The organism is Klebsiella quasivariicola, from assembly GCF_002269255.1.
GTDB classification, from domain to species: domain Bacteria; phylum Pseudomonadota; class Gammaproteobacteria; order Enterobacterales; family Enterobacteriaceae; genus Klebsiella; species Klebsiella quasivariicola.
On sequence record NZ_CP022823.1, the window covers coordinates 5,104,898 to 5,122,236 of the forward strand.

18 protein-coding genes are annotated in these 17,339 nt (G+C 61.6%); 15 read left to right on the forward strand and 3 right to left on the reverse strand.

The genetic code is table 11. From position 1 onward, the window contains the following. Positions 1–17: 17 nt before the first annotated feature. Positions 18–1,520 carry a glycine betaine/L-proline transporter ProP gene (gene proP / locus B8P98_RS25700; protein ID WP_025712573.1) on the reverse strand — a complete coding sequence of 501 codons (1,503 nt, stop codon included), beginning with the start codon at positions 1,518–1,520 and terminating at the stop codon, positions 18–20. Between the two features lie 543 nt (positions 1,521–2,063). Here proP and B8P98_RS25710 point away from each other — a divergent pair. The 12 genes from B8P98_RS25710 (at position 2,064) to phnP (ending at position 10,907) form a co-directional block, all read left to right on the forward strand. Next, entirely contained in the window at positions 2,064–2,399 is a 336-nt protein-coding gene (locus B8P98_RS25710) for a zinc ribbon domain-containing protein YjdM (RefSeq protein ID WP_008807241.1), read from the forward strand. 228 nt (positions 2,400–2,627) lie between these two features. Then, entirely contained in the window at positions 2,628–3,062 is a 435-nt protein-coding gene (yjdN, locus tag B8P98_RS25715) for a VOC family metalloprotein YjdN (protein ID WP_025712572.1), read from the forward strand. 155 nt (positions 3,063–3,217) lie between these two features. Beyond that, a complete protein-coding gene (gene phnF, locus B8P98_RS25720) occupies positions 3,218–3,943 on the forward strand; it encodes a phosphonate metabolism transcriptional regulator PhnF (RefSeq protein ID WP_025712571.1) in 726 nt (241 codons plus the stop codon). Continuing rightward, positions 3,944–4,396 (forward strand): phosphonate C-P lyase system protein PhnG, encoded by a 453-nt coding sequence (gene phnG / locus B8P98_RS25725; protein WP_025712570.1) that lies wholly within the window; start codon positions 3,944–3,946, stop codon positions 4,394–4,396. Continuing rightward, positions 4,393–4,977 carry a phosphonate C-P lyase system protein PhnH gene (phnH, locus tag B8P98_RS25730; protein WP_095033553.1) on the forward strand — a complete coding sequence of 195 codons (585 nt, stop codon included), beginning with the start codon at positions 4,393–4,395 and terminating at the stop codon, positions 4,975–4,977. The genes phnG and phnH overlap by 4 nt, the downstream gene beginning before the upstream one ends. Further along, positions 4,978–6,042, forward strand: coding sequence for a carbon-phosphorus lyase complex subunit PhnI (locus tag B8P98_RS25735; protein WP_080897640.1), 1,065 nt, complete (start codon positions 4,978–4,980; stop codon positions 6,040–6,042). Continuing rightward, positions 6,035–6,883 (forward strand): alpha-D-ribose 1-methylphosphonate 5-phosphate C-P-lyase PhnJ, encoded by an 849-nt coding sequence (locus B8P98_RS25740; protein WP_025712567.1) that lies wholly within the window; start codon positions 6,035–6,037, stop codon positions 6,881–6,883. Before B8P98_RS25735 ends, B8P98_RS25740 begins: the two co-directional genes overlap by 8 nt. Beyond that, positions 6,880–7,638, forward strand: a complete 759-nt coding sequence (gene phnK / locus B8P98_RS25745) for a phosphonate C-P lyase system protein PhnK (RefSeq protein WP_004177787.1) — start codon at positions 6,880–6,882, stop codon at positions 7,636–7,638. The genes B8P98_RS25740 and phnK overlap by 4 nt, the downstream gene beginning before the upstream one ends. Positions 7,639–7,756: 118 nt before the next feature. After that, positions 7,757–8,437, forward strand: coding sequence for a phosphonate C-P lyase system protein PhnL (phnL, locus tag B8P98_RS25750; RefSeq protein ID WP_080897641.1), 681 nt, complete (start codon positions 7,757–7,759; stop codon positions 8,435–8,437). After that, entirely contained in the window at positions 8,434–9,570 is a 1,137-nt protein-coding gene (phnM, locus tag B8P98_RS25755) for an alpha-D-ribose 1-methylphosphonate 5-triphosphate diphosphatase (protein ID WP_025712565.1), read from the forward strand. The genes phnL and phnM overlap by 4 nt, the downstream gene beginning before the upstream one ends. Next, entirely contained in the window at positions 9,570–10,133 is a 564-nt protein-coding gene (gene phnN / locus B8P98_RS25760) for a ribose 1,5-bisphosphokinase (protein ID WP_025712564.1), read from the forward strand. Before phnM ends, phnN begins: the two co-directional genes overlap by 1 nt. Positions 10,134–10,148: 15 nt before the next feature. After that, entirely contained in the window at positions 10,149–10,907 is a 759-nt protein-coding gene (gene phnP / locus B8P98_RS25765; protein ID WP_008807250.1) for a phosphonate metabolism protein PhnP, read from the forward strand. Positions 10,908–10,929: 22 nt separating this feature from the next. On the opposite strand, the gene yjdP is transcribed toward phnP, so the two are convergent. Both yjdP and B8P98_RS25775 read right to left on the reverse strand, forming a co-directional pair. Then, on the reverse strand, positions 10,930–11,283 hold the full coding sequence (gene yjdP, locus B8P98_RS25770; RefSeq protein ID WP_080897642.1) for a DDRRRQL repeat protein YjdP: 354 nt from the start codon (positions 11,281–11,283) through the stop codon (positions 10,930–10,932). A gap of 70 nt (positions 11,284–11,353) precedes the next feature. Then, entirely contained in the window at positions 11,354–13,639 is a 2,286-nt protein-coding gene (locus tag B8P98_RS25775) for an ATP-binding protein (protein ID WP_095033554.1), read from the reverse strand. A 178-nt stretch (positions 13,640–13,817) separates the two neighbouring features. Between B8P98_RS25775 and B8P98_RS25780 the strand changes: the two genes are divergently transcribed. From B8P98_RS25780 to B8P98_RS25790, 3 genes are read left to right on the forward strand one after another with little or no spacing between them, the layout of a single operon-like run. After that, entirely contained in the window at positions 13,818–15,338 is a 1,521-nt protein-coding gene (locus B8P98_RS25780; protein WP_025712561.1) for a sugar ABC transporter ATP-binding protein, read from the forward strand. Then, a complete protein-coding gene (locus tag B8P98_RS25785; RefSeq protein ID WP_002885172.1) occupies positions 15,335–16,333 on the forward strand; it encodes an ABC transporter permease subunit in 999 nt (332 codons plus the stop codon). Before B8P98_RS25780 ends, B8P98_RS25785 begins: the two co-directional genes overlap by 4 nt. A 30-nt stretch (positions 16,334–16,363) precedes the next feature. Beyond that, positions 16,364–17,305 (forward strand): ABC transporter substrate-binding protein, encoded by a 942-nt coding sequence (locus tag B8P98_RS25790; RefSeq protein ID WP_002885156.1) that lies wholly within the window; start codon positions 16,364–16,366, stop codon positions 17,303–17,305. Positions 17,306–17,339 lie beyond the last annotated feature (34 nt).

Consider the following 17,339-nt stretch of genomic DNA (forward strand, 5'->3'; position numbering starts at 1 on the left):
TTTAACAGCGAAAAGCGTTAGTCGTTGATGCGTGGATGCTGCTGCACCAGACGTGAGCGTTTTGCCTGCAGGTCGGCGATCTCCTGATCGATATCTTCGATTTTTTGTTCGATGTTATCGTAGTGCTCGCCAAGAATTTCTTTCGCTTCCTGGATATCCGACGCCGCCGGGGTCGCCCCTTTCAGCGGGCGGTTAGCCGTCTCTTTCATCGACAGACCCGTCGCCATCCCCACCACCGCGATGACCATCAGATAGTACGCTGGCATCATCAGGTTCTGAGTGGTTTCCACCAGCCACGCCGCCAGGGTTGGCGTCAGACCAGCAACCAGCACCGAGATGTTAAAGGCGCTGGCCAGGGCGCTGAAGCGGATGTGCGTCGGGAACATCGCCGGCAGCGAAGAGGCCATCACGCCGATAAAGCAGTTCAGCACGACCGCCAGCAGCAGCAGACCGGCGAAAATCAGGCCAATCACGTTGCTGTTAATCATAATGAAGGCCGGGATCGCCAGGGCAAACAGCGCCACGCTACCAATCAGGATAAACGGACGACGGCCGAAGCGGTCGCTGAGCATACCGATAACCGGCTGGACAAACAGCATGCCGACCATGATGGCGATGATGATCAGCACCCCATGATCTTCCGAGTAGTGCAGGTTATGCGACAAGTAGCTCGGCATGTAGGTCAGCAGCATGTAGTAGGTTACGTTGGTGGAAATCACCAGACCGATACAGGTCAGCAGGCTGCGCCAGTGCTTGGTGGCAATCTCTTTAAAAGAGACCTTCGGCCCATCCTGCAGCCCTTCACGGTCGCCCTGCTCCATGGTGTCGACATGCTGCTGGAACGCCGGGGTCTCCTCCAGGGCATGGCGCAGATAAAGACCGATGATCCCTAACGGCAGCGCCAGGAAGAACGGGATACGCCAACCCCAGTCGAGGAAGTTCTGTTCACCCACCACGCTGGAGATGAGAACCACCACGCCGGCCCCCATCACAAACCCGGCGATGGAGCCAAAGTCCAGCCAGCTGCCCATAAACCCGCGTTTACGGTCAGGAGAGTATTCCGCGACGAAGATCGACGCCCCGGTATATTCACCACCGACCGAAAAGCCTTGCGCCATTTTACACAGCAGCAGCAGGATCGGTGCCCAAATACCTATCGTGGCATACGACGGAATAAGGCCGATACAGAAAGTACTTATCGACATGATCACGATGGTTATCGCGAGGATTTTCTGCCGACCATATTTATCGCCCAGCATCCCGAAGAACAGGCCGCCCAACGGACGAATTAAAAAGGGAACAGAGAAGGTACCGAGTGCAGCAATCATCTGTACGCTTGGGTCGGCATCGGGGAAGAAGACTTTACCTAAGGCGTAGGCCACAAAGCCATAGACGCCGAAATCGAACCACTCCATCGCGTTACCCAGTGAGGCCGCGGTGATCGCCTTTTTCAGTTTACCATCGTCGATGATGGTCACATCCTTAAGGGTGATGGGCTTTATTTTTTTCCTTTTAAGCATAATTTTCCTCTGCTACTCCGCCTTGAGTGCACGCCTCTTCGCCGAATGGCAAGGCCATTCGCATCGTGCGTCAGGAGCGATAATTGCTGTGCTCCTCATTTCAAGCGTAGCAGGTTTGCCTGCACTGTCTGCTGACAGAATGTACAACCGAACCTGTTGACGCCTGCTCTGGCTACTGGTGAATAAATAGAGCGGCTCATCGTGATAATTGATGAAATTGACCTGCTCCCCTTTTTTACCCTAACAGTGTTTATATCTGCGATCAACTTCACAGAAATTTACCGCCTAATGACAGAGTGCCAGAAAATAAATAAGTTCATTCTCTGGCGGTCTCGCGGAAATTATTCCGTCGATTTTTATCCGCCACGGCAGGTTAATTTTCGCGGGTATTCTGTTTTCAACGGAATAACGAGAGGGGTAATTTTCAGCAAAAAAACACCCGACAAAAGTGGGTGATTGCGCTATAATCACCACCACTTTCGGCTATCAGCCGATGTTTAAAGGACCAACGTCCTGTTTTTCGACGACATCACGAGGAACGTCATGCAACTGCCACACTGCCCAAAATGCGATTCGACTTACACTTATGAAGATAACGGCATGTACATTTGCCCGGAATGTGCCCATGAGTGGAACCCTGCCGAGGCGACAGAAGAGAGCGACGTTCTGATCGTTAAAGATGCCAATGGCAATTTACTGGCCGATGGCGACAGCGTTACCGTCGTGAAAGATCTCAAGGTTAAAGGCAGCTCTTCGATGCTGAAAATCGGCACCAAAGTGAAGAATATCCGTCTGGTCGAAGGCGATCACAATATTGACTGCAAAATTGACGGTTTTGGCCCGATGAAACTCAAATCGGAATTCGTCAAAAAGAACTGATTTATTTTCGGGGTGGCGGCGCGATTATTTTCTCACATCGCCGTCGCCGCTCCCGATATCCTGGTTGCCGTTCGTCCCCCTGCGCATCCTGTTATTTCCCTCGCCAGCAGCCGCTATTTACGCTGCTCTCTGCCACGGTATTCCAGCGCCCCTTTTCGCTCTGCCGTCTGGCCCAATTGCCTTCCGCACGACTACGCTTAACGGGTTACGGTCACTGAGGTATTCACCATGTCCTTAAGTCCCTACCTTGCCTTTGCGGGCAACTGCGCCGAGGCGATCGCCTTCTATCAGCAGACGCTGGGCGCGGAACTGATGTTTAAAATGACCTTTGGCGAAATGCCACCTTCGGCGCAGGAAGACTCTGACGGCTGCCCGTCAGGGCAGAAGATGGCGGATGATGCCATCGCCCACGCCAGCCTGCGCATCAATAATGGCGAGCTGATGCTGAGCGACAGCGCCTTCGGGCCCGATGTGCACTACGCCGGCTTTACCCTCGTGCTCGACCCCGGCGATGTCGATGAAGGCCAGCGCTGGTTCGACGCGCTGGCCGTCGGCGGACGCATTGAAATGGCCTGGCAGGAAACCTTCTGGGCCCACGGCTTCGGCAAAGTCGTCGACCGCTTTGGCGTCCCGTGGATGATCAACGTGGTCAAACAAGGCTGACGCCCCCAGGGCGGCCCGGCCGCCCTGTCATCCGCCTGGCATCAACTTTTCATCCTTTAGTCATCATCACTTAACCGAAATGCAACATAAACCGGTCAGGATCGGCCCACAACGCGAGGAAGCTCCTCGCCTATGTTGTGTGAGGCTTGATGACTATGCACCTGTCCAGACATCCGACCAGTTATCCCACGCGCTATCAGGAAATCGCCGCCCGGCTTGAGCAGGAGCTGCGCCACCACTATCGCTGCGGCGACTATCTGCCCGCCGAACAGCAGCTGGCGACGCGCTTTGACGTTAACCGCCACACCCTGCGCCGGGCCATCGACCAGCTGGTGGAACGCGGCTGGGTCCAGCGCCGTCAGGGCGTCGGCGTGCTGGTCTTAATGCGCCCCATCGACTACCCGCTCAACGCTCAAGCGCGGTTCAGCCAGAACCTGCTGGAACAGGGCAGCGATCCCACCAGCGAAAAGCTGCTGTCGGTGCTGCGTCCCGCCAGCGCCCATGTGGCCGAGGCCTTTGGCATCAATGAGGGTGAGAACGTCATCCACCTGCGCACCCTGCGCCGGGTCAACGGCGTCGCCCTGTGCCTGATTGACCACTACTTCGCCGACCTGCGCTTCTGGCCGGTATTGCAGACTTTCAGCCACGGCTCGCTGCATGACCTGCTGCGCGATCGGCTCGACGTCGAACTGACCCGGGTGCGCACCAAAATCAGCGCCCGTCGCGCGCAGGCGAAAGAGAGCAAGCTGCTGGAGATCCCCAATATGGCGCCGCTGCTCTGCGTACGCACGCTCAATAGCCGCGAGGGCGAGTCGGTCACGACGGAGTACTCCGTCAGCCTGACCCGCGCCGACATGATTGAATTTACCATGGAGCACTGAATGCACTTCGATACCGCTACCCGCCAGCGCTGGATGTCCGTGCTGGCCCACAGTGAACCGCAAGATCTTCTGGCGCGCATGCAATCGCTGCGGCTGGCCCCGGAGTATGAATTAATTCGCGCCCCGGAAACCGGGCTGGTACAGCTCCAGGCGCGTATGGGCGGCATCGGCGACCGTTTCTTTGCCGGCGACGCCACGCTTACCCGCGCGGCGGTACGTCTGGCCGACGGCACCCTCGGCTACAGCTGGATTTTAGGCCGCGACCGCCCGCACGCTGAACGCTGCGCGGCGATCGACGCCCTGCTGCAGTCGCCCCGCCATTTTCACACCTTAATGGAAACCCTGATAACCCCGCTGGAAGCGCTACGCAGCGCGCGCATTGAAGCCCGACGCGCCGAAGTCAACGCCAGCCGGGTCGACTTCTTTACCCTGGTTCGCGGAGATAACGCATGACCTTACAACCCGCTTTTCCCCTGGCTGTGCAGGATGCCCAACACAGTTTTCGTCGCCTGTTGAAAGCGATGAGCGAGCCGGGAGTGATTGTCTCCCTGCAGCAGCTTCAGCACGGCTGGCAGCCATTGAACGTGGCGTCCACCAGCCTGCTGTTGACCCTTGCCGATCACGAAACGCCGGTCTGGCTCGCCAGCGCCCTGCATAACGATCTGGTGGGGCAGAATCTGCGCTTTCACACCGGTGCGCCGCTGGTGGACCAGCCGCAGCAGGCGGTCTTTGCCGTCGCCAATGACGGCATCAGCGCCGAGCAGCTCAACGTCCTTTCCGCTGGCACCGTCACCGCGCCGGAAACCGGCGTCACGCTGATTGTTCAGCTCGCCAGCCTCAGCGGCGGACGCATGCTGCGCCTGACCGGGGCAGGCATTGTCGAAGAGCGAATGATCGCCCCGCAGCTGCCGGACTGCATCATCGACGAATTAACCGAACGCCCGCACCCGTTTCCGCTGGGCATCGACCTGATCCTCACCTGCGGCGAGCGCCTGCTGGCGATCCCGCGCACCACCCACGTGGAGGTGTGCTAAATGTACGTAGCCGTCAAGGGCGGTGAGAAGGCGATCCTCGCCGCTCACGCCTTACAGGAACAGAAGCGGCGGGGCGATGGACGGCTTCCCGAACTGAGCGTTGACCAGATAGGCGACCAGCTCAGCCTGGCGGTGGACCGGGTGATGACCGAGGGCGGTATCGCCGACCGCGAACTGGCGGCGCTGGCGCTCAAGCAGGCCAGCGGCGATAACGTCGAAGCGATCTTCCTGCTGCGCGCCTACCGTACCACTCTGGCGCGGCTGGCGGTCAGCGAACCGGTAAACACTGCGGAGATGCGCCTCGAACGCCGCATCTCCGCAGTGTACAAAGACATTCCCGGCGGCCAGCTGCTGGGCCCCACCTACGACTACACCCATCGCCTGCTCGATTTTACCCTGCTGGCCAACGGCGAAGCGCCGTCTGTGCAGCAAGCCGATGGCGAAGCGCAGCCCTCGCCGCACGTCTTCCATCTGCTGGCGCAGCAGGGGCTGGCAAAAGCGGAGCAGGACCACGGCACGCCGCCCGACGATATCACCCGCACCCCGCCGGTCTACCCCTGCTCGCGCTCCTCGCGTCTGCAGCAGCTGATGCGCGGCGATGAAGGCTACCTGCTGGCGCTGGCCTACTCGACCCAGCGCGGCTATGGCCGCAACCATCCGTTTGCCGGCGAGATCCGCAGCGGTTATGTGCAGGTGGAAATCGTCCCGGAAGAGCTGGGCTTTAGCGTCAATATTGGCGAGCTGCTGCTGACCGAATGCGAGATGGTCAACGGCTTCGTCGCCCCGCAGGCGGAGCCGCCGCACTTCACCCGCGGTTACGGTCTGACCTTCGGCATGAGCGAGCGCAAAGCGATGGCGATGGCTCTCATCGACCGCGCCCTGCAGGCGCCGGACTATGGTGAAGAGATTGCCGGCCCGGCCCAGGACGAAGAGTTCGTGCTGGCCCACGCCGATAACGTTGAAGCCGCCGGTTTCGTCTCGCATCTGAAGCTACCGCACTATGTCGATTTCCAGGCCGAACTGGCGCTGCTGAAACGCCTGCAACGGGAGAACGAACGTGGCTAACCCACTGACTGGCTATAACTTTGCTTATCTCGACGAGCAAACCAAGCGCATGATCCGCCGGGCGATCCTCAAAGCGGTGGCGATTCCCGGCTATCAGGTGCCGTTTGGCGGCCGCGAAATGCCGATGCCCTACGGCTGGGGCACCGGCGGCATCCAGTTGACCGCCAGCGTCATCGGCGAGAACGACGTGCTAAAGGTGATTGACCAGGGCGCGGATGACACCACCAACGCGGTGTCGATTCGTCAGTTCTTTAAGCGCGTCACCGGCGTCGCCACCACCGAACGCACCGAAGACGCCACCCTGATCCAGACCCGCCACCGCATCCCGGAGACGCCGCTGGCGGAGGATCAGATCCTGATCTATCAGGTGCCGATCCCGGAGCCGCTGCGCTTTATCGAGCCGCGCGAAACGGAAACCCGCACCATGCACGCCCTGGAAGAGTACGGCATCATGCAGGTGAAACTGTATGAAGATATCGCCCGCTTCGGCCATATCGCCACCACCTACGCCTACCCGGTGAAGGTCAATGGCCGCTACGTGATGGACCCTTCGCCGATCCCGAAATTCGATAACCCGAAAATGCACATGATGCCGGCGCTGCAGCTGTTCGGCGCCGGGCGCGAAAAGCGGATCTACGCGGTGCCGCCCTATACCCCGGTGGAGAGTCTCGATTTCGACGACCATCCCTTTACCGTGCAGGAGTGGGATGAGCCCTGCGCCATCTGCGGCTCGCGCCACAGCTACCTCGACGAAGTGGTGCTCGATGACAGCGGCCAGCGGATGTTTGTCTGCTCCGATACCGACTATTGCCGCCAGCAGAGCGAGGGGCAGAAAAAATGAACCAGCCATTACTTGCGGTGAATAACCTCACCCATCTCTACGCCCCGGACAAAGGTTTTCGCAATGTCTCCTTCGAACTGTGGCCGGGGGAAGTGCTCGGCATCGTCGGTGAGTCCGGCTCCGGTAAAACCACCCTGCTGAAGGCGATCTCCGCCCGCCTGACGCCGCAGCAGGGCGAGGTGCTGTACCAGCAGCGCTCGCTGTACGCCATGAGCGAAGCCGAACGCCGCCGCCTGCTGCGCACCGAATGGGGCGTGGTGCATCAGCACCCGATGGACGGCCTGCGTCGCCAGGTCTCCGCCGGGGGCAACATCGGCGAACGGCTGATGGCTACCGGCGCCCGCCACTACGGCAACATTCGCGCCACCGCCGAAAAGTGGCTGCAGGAGGTGGAGATCCCGCCCTCGCGCATCGACGACCTGCCGACCACCTTTTCCGGCGGCATGCAGCAGCGTCTGCAGATCGCCCGCAATCTGGTCACCCAGCCGAAGCTGGTGTTTATGGATGAACCCACCGGCGGGCTGGATGTGTCCGTGCAGGCGCGGCTGCTAGACCTGCTGCGCGGCCTGGCGGTGGAGCTGAATCTGGCGGTAGTGATTGTTACCCACGATCTCGGCGTCGCCCGCCTGCTGGCGAACCGTCTGCTGGTGATGAAGCAGGGCCAGGTGGTGGAGAGTGGCTTAACCGACCGGGTGCTCGACGATCCGCATCATCCTTACACCCAGCTGCTGGTGTCGTCGGTGTTGCAGAACTAACCCTCGGTGCCATTCCCGGCGGCGCTGCGCTTGGCCGGGCTACAAATTCTACAGGTGCGTTATTCGTAGGCCGGGTCAGCGAAGCGCCACCCGGCAACCCAACCCCGCGAGAGCTAACATGATACGCGTTGAAAACATCCATAAAACCTTTGTTCTGCACCAGCAGCACGGCGTGCGTCTGCCGGTGCTGGCCGACGCCTCGCTGACCGTTAACGCCGGGGAGTGCGTGGTCCTCCACGGCCATTCCGGCAGCGGAAAATCGACGCTGCTGCGTTCGCTGTACGCCAATTATCTGCCGGACAGCGGCCATATCCATATCCGCCACGGCGACGAATGGGTCGATCTGGTCACCGCCACGCCGCGCAAGGTGCTGGAAGTGCGTAAAACCACCATCGGCTGGGTCAGCCAGTTTCTGCGGGTGATCCCGCGCATTTCGGCGCTGGAGGTGGTGATGCAGCCGCTGCTCGACCTCGGGATGCCGCGTGAAGCGAGCGCCGCAAAAGCCGCCCAGCTCCTGACCCGCCTCAACGTTCCGGAACGCCTGTGGCACCTTGCGCCGTCGACCTTTTCCGGCGGCGAACAGCAGCGGGTCAACATCGCCCGCGGTTTTGCGGTCGACTATCCGATCCTGCTCCTTGATGAACCCACCGCCTCGCTGGATGCCAAAAACAGTGCTGCCGTGGTCAACCTGATCCACGATGCCAAAGCGCGCGGCGCGGCCATCGTGGGGATTTTCCATGACGAAGGGGTGCGCCGTCAGGTCGCCGACCGACTGCACTCCATGGGAATGACAGCATGATTATCAATAACGTAAAACTGGTTCTCGACGACGACGTGGTCCACGGTTCACTGGAAGTCCAGCACGGTCGCATTCTCGCCTTCGCGGAAAGCCAGAGCCGGCTGCCGCAGGCGCTGGATGGGGAAGGCGGCTGGCTGCTGCCAGGCCTTATCGAACTGCATACCGATAACCTCGACAAGTTCTTTACCCCGCGACCGAAGGTGGACTGGCCGGCCCACTCGGCGATGAGCAGCCATGACGCCATGATGGTCGCCAGCGGTATCACCACCGTGCTCGACGCCGTGGCGATTGGCGACGTGCGCGATGGCGGCGATCGTCTTGAGAATCTGGAGAAGATGGTCAATGCGGTGGAAGAGACGCAAAAGCGCGGCCTTAACCGCGCCGAGCACCGCCTGCACCTGCGCTGCGAACTGCCGCATCACACCACGCTGCCGCTGTTCGAAAAGCTCATCGAGCGTGAGTCGGTGAGCATGGTCTCTCTGATGGACCACTCGCCGGGCCAGCGTCAGTACGCCGATCGCAGTAAGTATCGCGACTACTATCAGGGAAAATACCATCTGACGAATGACGAGATGGACCGTTTTGAAGCCGAGCAGATGGCCCTGGCCGCCACCTGGTCACAGCCCAATCGCCAGACCATCGCCGCCATGTGCCGCGCCCGCCGTATCGCCCTCGCCAGCCACGACGACGCCACCGAGGCCCATGTGGCCGAATCCCACCAGCTGGGGAGCGTCATCGCCGAGTTTCCCACCACGCTGGCCGCGGCGCAGGCTTCACGTCAGCATGGGATGCACGTCCTGATGGGTGCGCCCAATATCGTGCGCGGCGGTTCCCACTCCGGCAACGTCGCCGCCCACCAGCTGGCGAGCCACGGTTTGCTGGACATCCTCTCCTCTGACTATTACCCCGCCAGCCTGCTGGATGCGGCGTTCCGCATCGCCGACGCCGAGGATAACGCCTTCACCCTGGCGCAGGCGATCCGCCTGGTCAGTCAGCATCCGGCGCAGGCGCTGGGCCTTGACGATCGCGGCGTCATCGCCGAGGGGAAACGCGCCGACCTGGTGCTGGCGCACCGTCGCGGCGAGCATATCCACATCGACCATGTCTGGCGCCAGGGAAAGAGGGTCTTTTAATGCCAGGAAAACTGATTTGGCTGGTGGGCCCTTCCGGCTCCGGTAAAGACAGCCTGCTGGCGGCGCTGCGCCAGCGCGAGCACCCGCAACTGCTGGTGGCGCATCGTTACATTACCCGCCCGTTTAACGCGGGCAGCGAGAATCATATCGCCCTCAGCGAACATGAATTCTTTACCCGCGCCGAGCAGCATCTTTTTGCTCTCAGCTGGCACGCCAACAATACTTACTATGGCATTGGCGTGGAGATCGACCTGTGGCTACACGCTGGCTTTGACGTGGTGGTCAACGGCTCCCGCGCCCACCTGGCGCTGGCCCGGGAACGCTACGGCGAGGTGCTGGTGCCGATCTGTCTCGCCGTCTCGCCGCCGGTGCTCCGCCAGCGGCTGGAGCAGCGCGGCCGGGAAAACGCACTGGAAATCGCCCAGCGTCTGGATCGCGCCGCGCGCTATAAGCCGGACAATTGCCTGACGTTGAATAATGACGGGAGTCTTCGACAATCGGTTGACGATTTCTTCCGCCTGCTGCGCAGCCACGTGGCACGCGTAGAGGATCAGCCGGTATGAGTGAAAGGTGACACGATGAGCCTGACAATCCGTTTAACCGGCACCGGCGGCGCCCAGCTGGTGCCCGTCTTCGGCTGCGACTGCGCGGCCTGCCGCCGCGCCCGCCGCGAGGAGAGCCACCGCCGCCGCCCCTGTAGCGGCGTGGTCACGTTCAACAGCGCCGTGACACTGCTTGATGCCGGACGACCGGATCTGATGGAACATCATCCTGCCGGTAGTTTTCAGCAGGTGCTGCTGACCCACTACCATCTGGATCATGTGCAGGGGCTGTTTCCGCTGCGCTGGGGAGTCGGCGCGTCGATCCCGGTCTATGGCCCGCCGGACGACGCCGGCTGCGACGATCTGCTCAAGCACCCCGGCCTGCTCGATTTTAGCCATACCGTCACGCCGTTTGTGGTGTTTGACCTGCAGGGGTTGCGGGTAACGCCCCTGCCGCTCAACCACTCGAAGCTCACCTTCGGTTATCTGCTGGAGTCGGCCCACAGCCGGGTGGCCTGGCTCTCGGATACCGCCGGGCTGCCGGACAAGACGCTGAAGTTTTTACTTAACAACCGCCCGCAGGCGATGATCATCGATTGCAGTCATGAGCCGCGCGCGCAGACCCCGCGTAACCACAACGACCTAAACACCGTCCGCCACCTTAACCAGGTGATTGGCTGTCCTCGGGTGATCCTCACCCATATCAGCCACCAGTTAGATGTCTGGATGATGGATAACCCGCTGCCGACAGGTTTCGAAGCGGGCTATGACGGGATGGAAATCGTGCTGGATTAAGTGCTGGTCCGTTGCGGGGCGATCAGTAGCTATCATCCAGACGACGCTGGTCGCTTTCTAACTGACGACGATCCTGATCGAGCTGACGCTGGCGTTCATCCAGCTGGCGGCGGCGGTCGTCAAGCTGGCGCTGGCGATCGTTATATTGCTGCTGATTATCCCTACGCTGCTGGCGGCTGCCCTGATAGCTGCCATCATCATACCGGCCATCGTCATCGTATCTGTCGTCGTCATCGGAGCGACTGCTGCCCGGGTTATAGGCGTCGTTAATGGCTTGCTGAATATTGCCGATCGCGTCATCGATAATATCGGCGCGAGCGGCCAGGCTGGTCAGCGACAGGGTGCAAAAGAACAGTGCGGTTGCGTAACGTTTCATCGGGGCCAATCTCGTCAGAGTCCTGCCGCTACCTTAATCAAGCGTACACCCCCCGAGTAGCGGAGGAATCTCAAATCCTCGCGTACGCCGCGCTCAGCGCCTGCGCCAGCTGGGCGCGGGTAAACGGCTTACGCAGCCACTCTACCTCCGGCAGGGCCGGGTTCTGCGCCGGACGCAAATCCTGGCCGCTGATCAGCAGCACCGGTAGTGCCGGAAAGCGGCGTCGGGCGGTATGGATCACGTCGGCGCCGCTCAGGGCGCCGGGCAACATCAGATCGCTAATCAACAGGGCGATATCCGGCGACGCCGCCAGCAGCTGCAACGCCTCTTCACCGCTGGCGGTTTCCAGCGTCAGCCAGCCCAGCTGATGCAGCTGTTCACATAGCGTCTGGCGGACATCCTCTTCATCTTCCAGCACCAGCGCCAGCCGCTCGCCCGCCGGGGGCGGCTCGTCCACCGCTGGCGCCACCTCCTTCTCAACCTCGGTCAACGCTCGCGGCAGCTGCAGCCGCACCGTCGTCCCCTGCCCCGGCGCGCTCTCCAGCGCCACCCGGCCGCCAGACTGGCGCACAAAGCCATACACCATCGACAGCCCCAGGCCACTGCCGCTGCCGGTGGCTTTGGTGGTGAAGAAAGGTTCAAACACCCGGGCTTTCACCGCCTGCGACATCCCGCTGCCATGATCGATCACCTCCAGGGCCACCATATCCTGCCGCTGGCCGCTGCTGCGGGTGACCCGCTGATTCCAGGTGCGTATTTTGATGACCCCGCCGCGCCCCGCCATGGCGTCGCGGGCGTTCATCACCAGATTGATCAAGGCGTTTTCCAGCTGGCCAACGTCTATCCATGCCGGCCACGCCGGCGACTGCGCCTCAATCTCCAGGCTTAAGGTCGCCGGCAGGGAGTGACGCATCAGCTCGCTGAGGTTCTCCAGTAGCGGCGCCATCGCCACCGCCTGGGGATGCAGCGCCTGCTTGCGCGAAAAGGCCAGCAGCCGCTGGGTCAGAAGCGCCCCACGCTCCGCCGCCTTCAGCGCCCTGGAGAGGCGCGGCGCATCGCGCGCATCCGGCTCCACCAGCTCAAGACTGCCGATAATCACCGCCAGCAGGTTGTTAAAGTCATGCGCCAGACCTCCGGTCAGCTGGCCGACGGCCTTCATCTTCTGACTATGCAGCAGCGCCTCCTCCAGCTCCTGGCGCTTAATCCGATCGATCTCCATCTGGTTGGTCTTCTCTTTCAGCAGCCGGGTGGTGTGCTCCAGCGACGCCATATTGCGGGCGAAAACGTTAAAGGCCCGCGCCAGCTCCCCCAGCTCGTCGCGCCGCTGCAGGGCCGGCACCGAGACGTTCGGCTCTCCCTGAGCCAGCCGCGACATCGCCAGGGAGATGGCGGTCAGGTTCGAGCCGAGGTTACGGTAGATATACCATCCTGCGCAGCCGGTGATCGCCAGCGCCAGCAGCGCGGAAAGCAGGATAAACATGCTGATGGAGCGCAGCTCGCGATGGCTCTGCGCCGCCCGCTGCTCGGAGGCTTGCGCCACGCGGGTCACGTACTGATTGATGTCCTCGTTAAGCAACGCGACCAGCGCTTTGATGTGGTACATGTACCAGCTGATCGTCAGGTCGCTCTCCTCCAGCTGGGCCGACAGCGGGGCCAGCGTCGCCAGCTCCCGGGTAACGTCGGGCAGGAAAAACGCCAGCGCGGGATCGGCGCTATGGGCCGGCAGGTCGCCGCGCAGCTGGTCGAGCTGCAGGACGATCGACCGCGGCGTGACGGTATGGATCGCCGCCACGATCAGCCGGTCCATCTCGGCCAGCCGGCGCGGATCGATCGCCTTATTCCCGCCGCGATCGTTAAGATCGGCGAGATGGCGCAGGTTGCTCTGATTCTGATAAAGCGAACTCAGCAGCGCATTGCGCTGCAGATGGCGGCGCTGGCCGCGCTCCAGCATCTCCGCCACGCTCTGCTGCAGCGCGTTGCTGCGGCGAATAATATTGGCCACCCGCGCCTGCTCCTGCTGCGCCAGCGGGGCCGCCGCCAGCTGGGCCAGCGAGTGCTTCAGCGCCTGCTGCGTCGCCAGTAGCCGTTCCGCTTCGCTTTTGTACTCCAGCGCCCCCACCACCTGCGACAGGCGCACCGCCGCCGTGGCGACATTCGCCGTGTCCCGCGCCAGATCCATACTGCCGCGCATGTCGTTGAGAGTCTGGCGCTGCACCTGTTCCTGCAGCTGGCTGGCATGGTGAAAGCCAAACACCGCCACGCCGCTGACCAACAGGGTGACCACGCCCATCAGCAGATTAAAGGAGAGCAGGCGGCCACGGGCGCTGGTGAAAAACGGGTGTCGGCGAGCGGTCATAGCAACTCCGGTGAAGGATCGGTCGGCAGATAGGCGTGACGGTGCAGAAAATGACGCCGCGTAACTGTGATCGCGGTTAACTATTTATCACTATGACAAATATGAATGGATTCTGACATCCTGCATTTATTTTCCGGTGGTGGACTGCAGCTATGTTCTCACAGACAGGAGCGCCGCGATGACCGCCACCCCGGTACTGGAAATGCGCCATATCGCCAAAGCTTTTGGCAAATTCTACGCGCTGAAGGGCGTCGACCTGACGGTCTGGCCCGGCGAGATCCATGCCCTGATGGGCGAAAACGGCGCCGGAAAAAGCACACTGATGAAGATCCTCGCTGGCGCCTATACCGCCACCAGCGGCGAGATCCTGATCGACGGCAAACCACAAACCATCCGCGGCCCAAAAGATGCGCTGGCCGCCGGGATCACGCTGATCTACCAGGAGATGCAGCTGGCGCCGAACCTCACCGTCGCGGAAAACATTTTCCTCGGCAGCGAGCTGGCGCGCGGTGGTCTGGTGCAGCGTAAAGCGATGCTCAGCCAGGCGCAGGCGGTGATCGACCGTCTCGGCGCCCAGTTCAAAGCCAGCGACCGGGTGATGACCCTGACCATCGCCGAACAGCAGCAGGTGGAGATCGCCCGCGCGCTGCACCGTCAAAGCCGCATTCTGGTAATGGATGAACCCACCGCCGCCCTCTCCTCGCGGGAAACCCAGCGCCTGTTCGATCTCATCCTGCGCCTGCGCGATGAGGGGATGGCGATTATCTATATCAGCCACCGCATGGCGGAAGTGTATGAACTTTCCGACCGCGTCAGCGTCCTGCGCGACGGGCAGTATGTCGGCAGCCTGGTACGCGACAAGCTCAACGCGCCGGAGCTGGTGCGCATGATGGTCGGCCGCCCGCTCAGCGATCTGTTCAATAAAGAACGTGACATCCCCCGCGGCCAGCCGCGCCTGCGGGTCGAGGCGCTGACCGATGGCGGCAAGGTGAAGCCCAGCAGCCTGGTGGTGCATGCTGGCGAAATCGTCGGCCTCGCCGGACTGGTCGGCGCTGGACGTTCCGAACTGGCGCAGCTGATCTTCGGGGTGCGCAAAGCCACCGGCGGGGTGATTGAGATCGACGGCGAGCCGGTGGTGATCCACTCGCCCCGCGAAGCCATCGACCTCGGGATCGGCTTTCTGACCGAAAACCGCAAAGAGCAGGGGTTGTTTCTCGAACTGGCGGCCCAGGAAAACATCACCATGGCGACGCTGGAGCGCGACGCGAACTGGGGGATGCTCAACCGCCGGAAGGCGCAAACCATCTCCGATGACGCCATCCAGTTGCTTAACATCCGCGTGCCGCACGCCCAGGTGCGCGCCGGCGGGCTGTCCGGCGGCAACCAGCAGAAATTATTGATTTCACGCTGGGTGGCGATTGGCCCGCGCATCCTGATCCTCGATGAACCCACCCGCGGCGTCGACGTCGGCGCGAAAAGCGAGATTTACCGCATCATGAACGACATGGCGCGCCAGGGCGTCGCCATTCTGATGATCTCCAGCGAGCTGCCCGAAGTGGTGGGCATGAGCGACCGGGTCTATGTGATGCGCGAGGGCGCTATCGCCGGCGAGCTGCAGGCCGGCGATATCAGCCAGGAAAGCATCATGACGCTGGCCACCGGCGTGAACGATTCTCACCTAAAGGCAGGGCAACTATGAGCATACCGAAAGAGACCTCCGCGCCGGTCGCGAAATCCGCTTCGGCGAAAAAAATGTTGATGGGCGACCTGATGCAGACCGTCGGCATTCTGCCGATCCTCATCCTGATCGTCGCCGTGTTCGGCTTTATCGCCCCCAACTTCTTCACGGAAAGCAATCTGCTGAATATCACCCGCCAGGCCTCGATCAACATTGTACTGGCGGCGGGAATGACCTTCATCATCCTCACCGGCGGCATTGACCTCTCCGTCGGCTCCATCCTCGGCACCACGGCGGTGGCGGCAATGGTGGTCTCACTGATCCCGGCGTTTGCGTTGCTGTCGATTCCGGCGGCGCTGATGCTCGGCCTGCTGCTCGGGCTGTTCAACGGCGCGCTGGTCGCCTTCGCCGGGCTACCGCCGTTTATCGTCACCCTCGGCACCTACACGGCGCTGCGCGGCGCCGCCTATCTGCTGGCTGACGGCACCACGGTGATCAACTCCGATATCAGCTTTGAGTGGATCGGCAATGACTATCTCGGCCCGGTGCCGTGGCTGGTGGTCATCGCCCTGGCGGTTATCGCGGTGTGCTGGTTTATCCTGCGCCGCACTACCCTTGGGGTGCATATCTACGCGGTGGGCGGCAACATGCAGGCGGCGCGGCTGACCGGCATCAAAGTCTGGCTGGTGCTGCTGTTTGTCTACGGCATGAGCGGCCTGCTCTCCGGTCTTGGCGGGGTGATGAGCGCCTCGCGGCTGTACAGCGCCAACGGCAACCTCGGCGTCGGCTACGAGCTGGATGCCATCGCCGCGGTGATCCTCGGCGGCACCAGCTTTGTCGGCGGTATCGGCACCATCACCGGTACGCTGGTGGGGGCGCTGATTATCGCCACCCTCAATAACGGCATGACCCTGATGGGGGTCTCCTACTTCTGGCAACTGGTGATCAAAGGGGCGGTGATCATCATTGCGGTGCTGATCGACAAATACCGTACCCGACACCATCAAAGTGCATAACAACAACATCTTACCTGCGAGGAAAAGCGAATGCGTTTAAAACCGATAGTGACCGCGCTGTGTGCTGGCGCGCTGCTGGCCGCCTCCCCCTTTGCGTCGGCCAAAGAGCTGAAAGCGATTGGCGTGACGGTGGGCGACCTTGCCAACCCGTTCTTTGTGCAGATCACCAAAGGGGCGGAGCTGGAGGCCCGTAAGCTGGCGGGAGATAACGTCAAAGTGACGCTGGTCTCCAGCGGCTACGATTTGGGCCAGCAGGTGGCGCAGATCGATAACTTTATCGCCGCCAAAGTCGATATGATCATCCTCAACGCCGCCGATTCGAAGGGCATTGGCCCGGCGGTGAAGCGAGCCAAAGAGGCCGGGATCGTGGTGGTGGCGGTTGACGTCGCCGCCGAAGGCGCCGACGCCACCATTACCTCCGATAACACCCAGGCGGGCGAGCTGGCCTGTAAATACATTAGCGACCGCCTGAACAACAAAGGCAACGTGGTGATCATCAACGGGCCGCCGGTCTCCGCCGTTCAAAACCGCGTCGAAGGCTGCGAAACGGAGTTCAAAAAACACCCGGATATAAAAATTCTCTCCGCCAACCAGAACGCCAAAGGCAGCCGGGAAGGCGGCCTGGAGGTGATGACCTCCCTGCTGGCGGCCAATCCGAAGATTGACGGCGTGTTCGCGATCAACGATCCGACGGCGATTGGCGCCGATCTGGCGGCAAAACAGGCGCAGCGTAGCGAATTCTTCATTGTGGGCGTCGACGGCAGCCCGGACGGCGAAGAGGCGCTGAAGCGTAAGAACTCCCTGTTCGTCGCGACGCCGGCGCAGGATCCGCAGGTCATGGCGGCGAAGGCGGTGGAGATTGGCTACGACATCCTGCAGGGCAAACCGGCGCCGACCGCGCCAGTGCTAATCCCGGTGACGATGATCGACAAAAACAACGTCAGCTCTTACAAAGGCTGGACCGTGAAATAAGCGCAACCCGGCGCACAATCGTTCCGCCGATTGT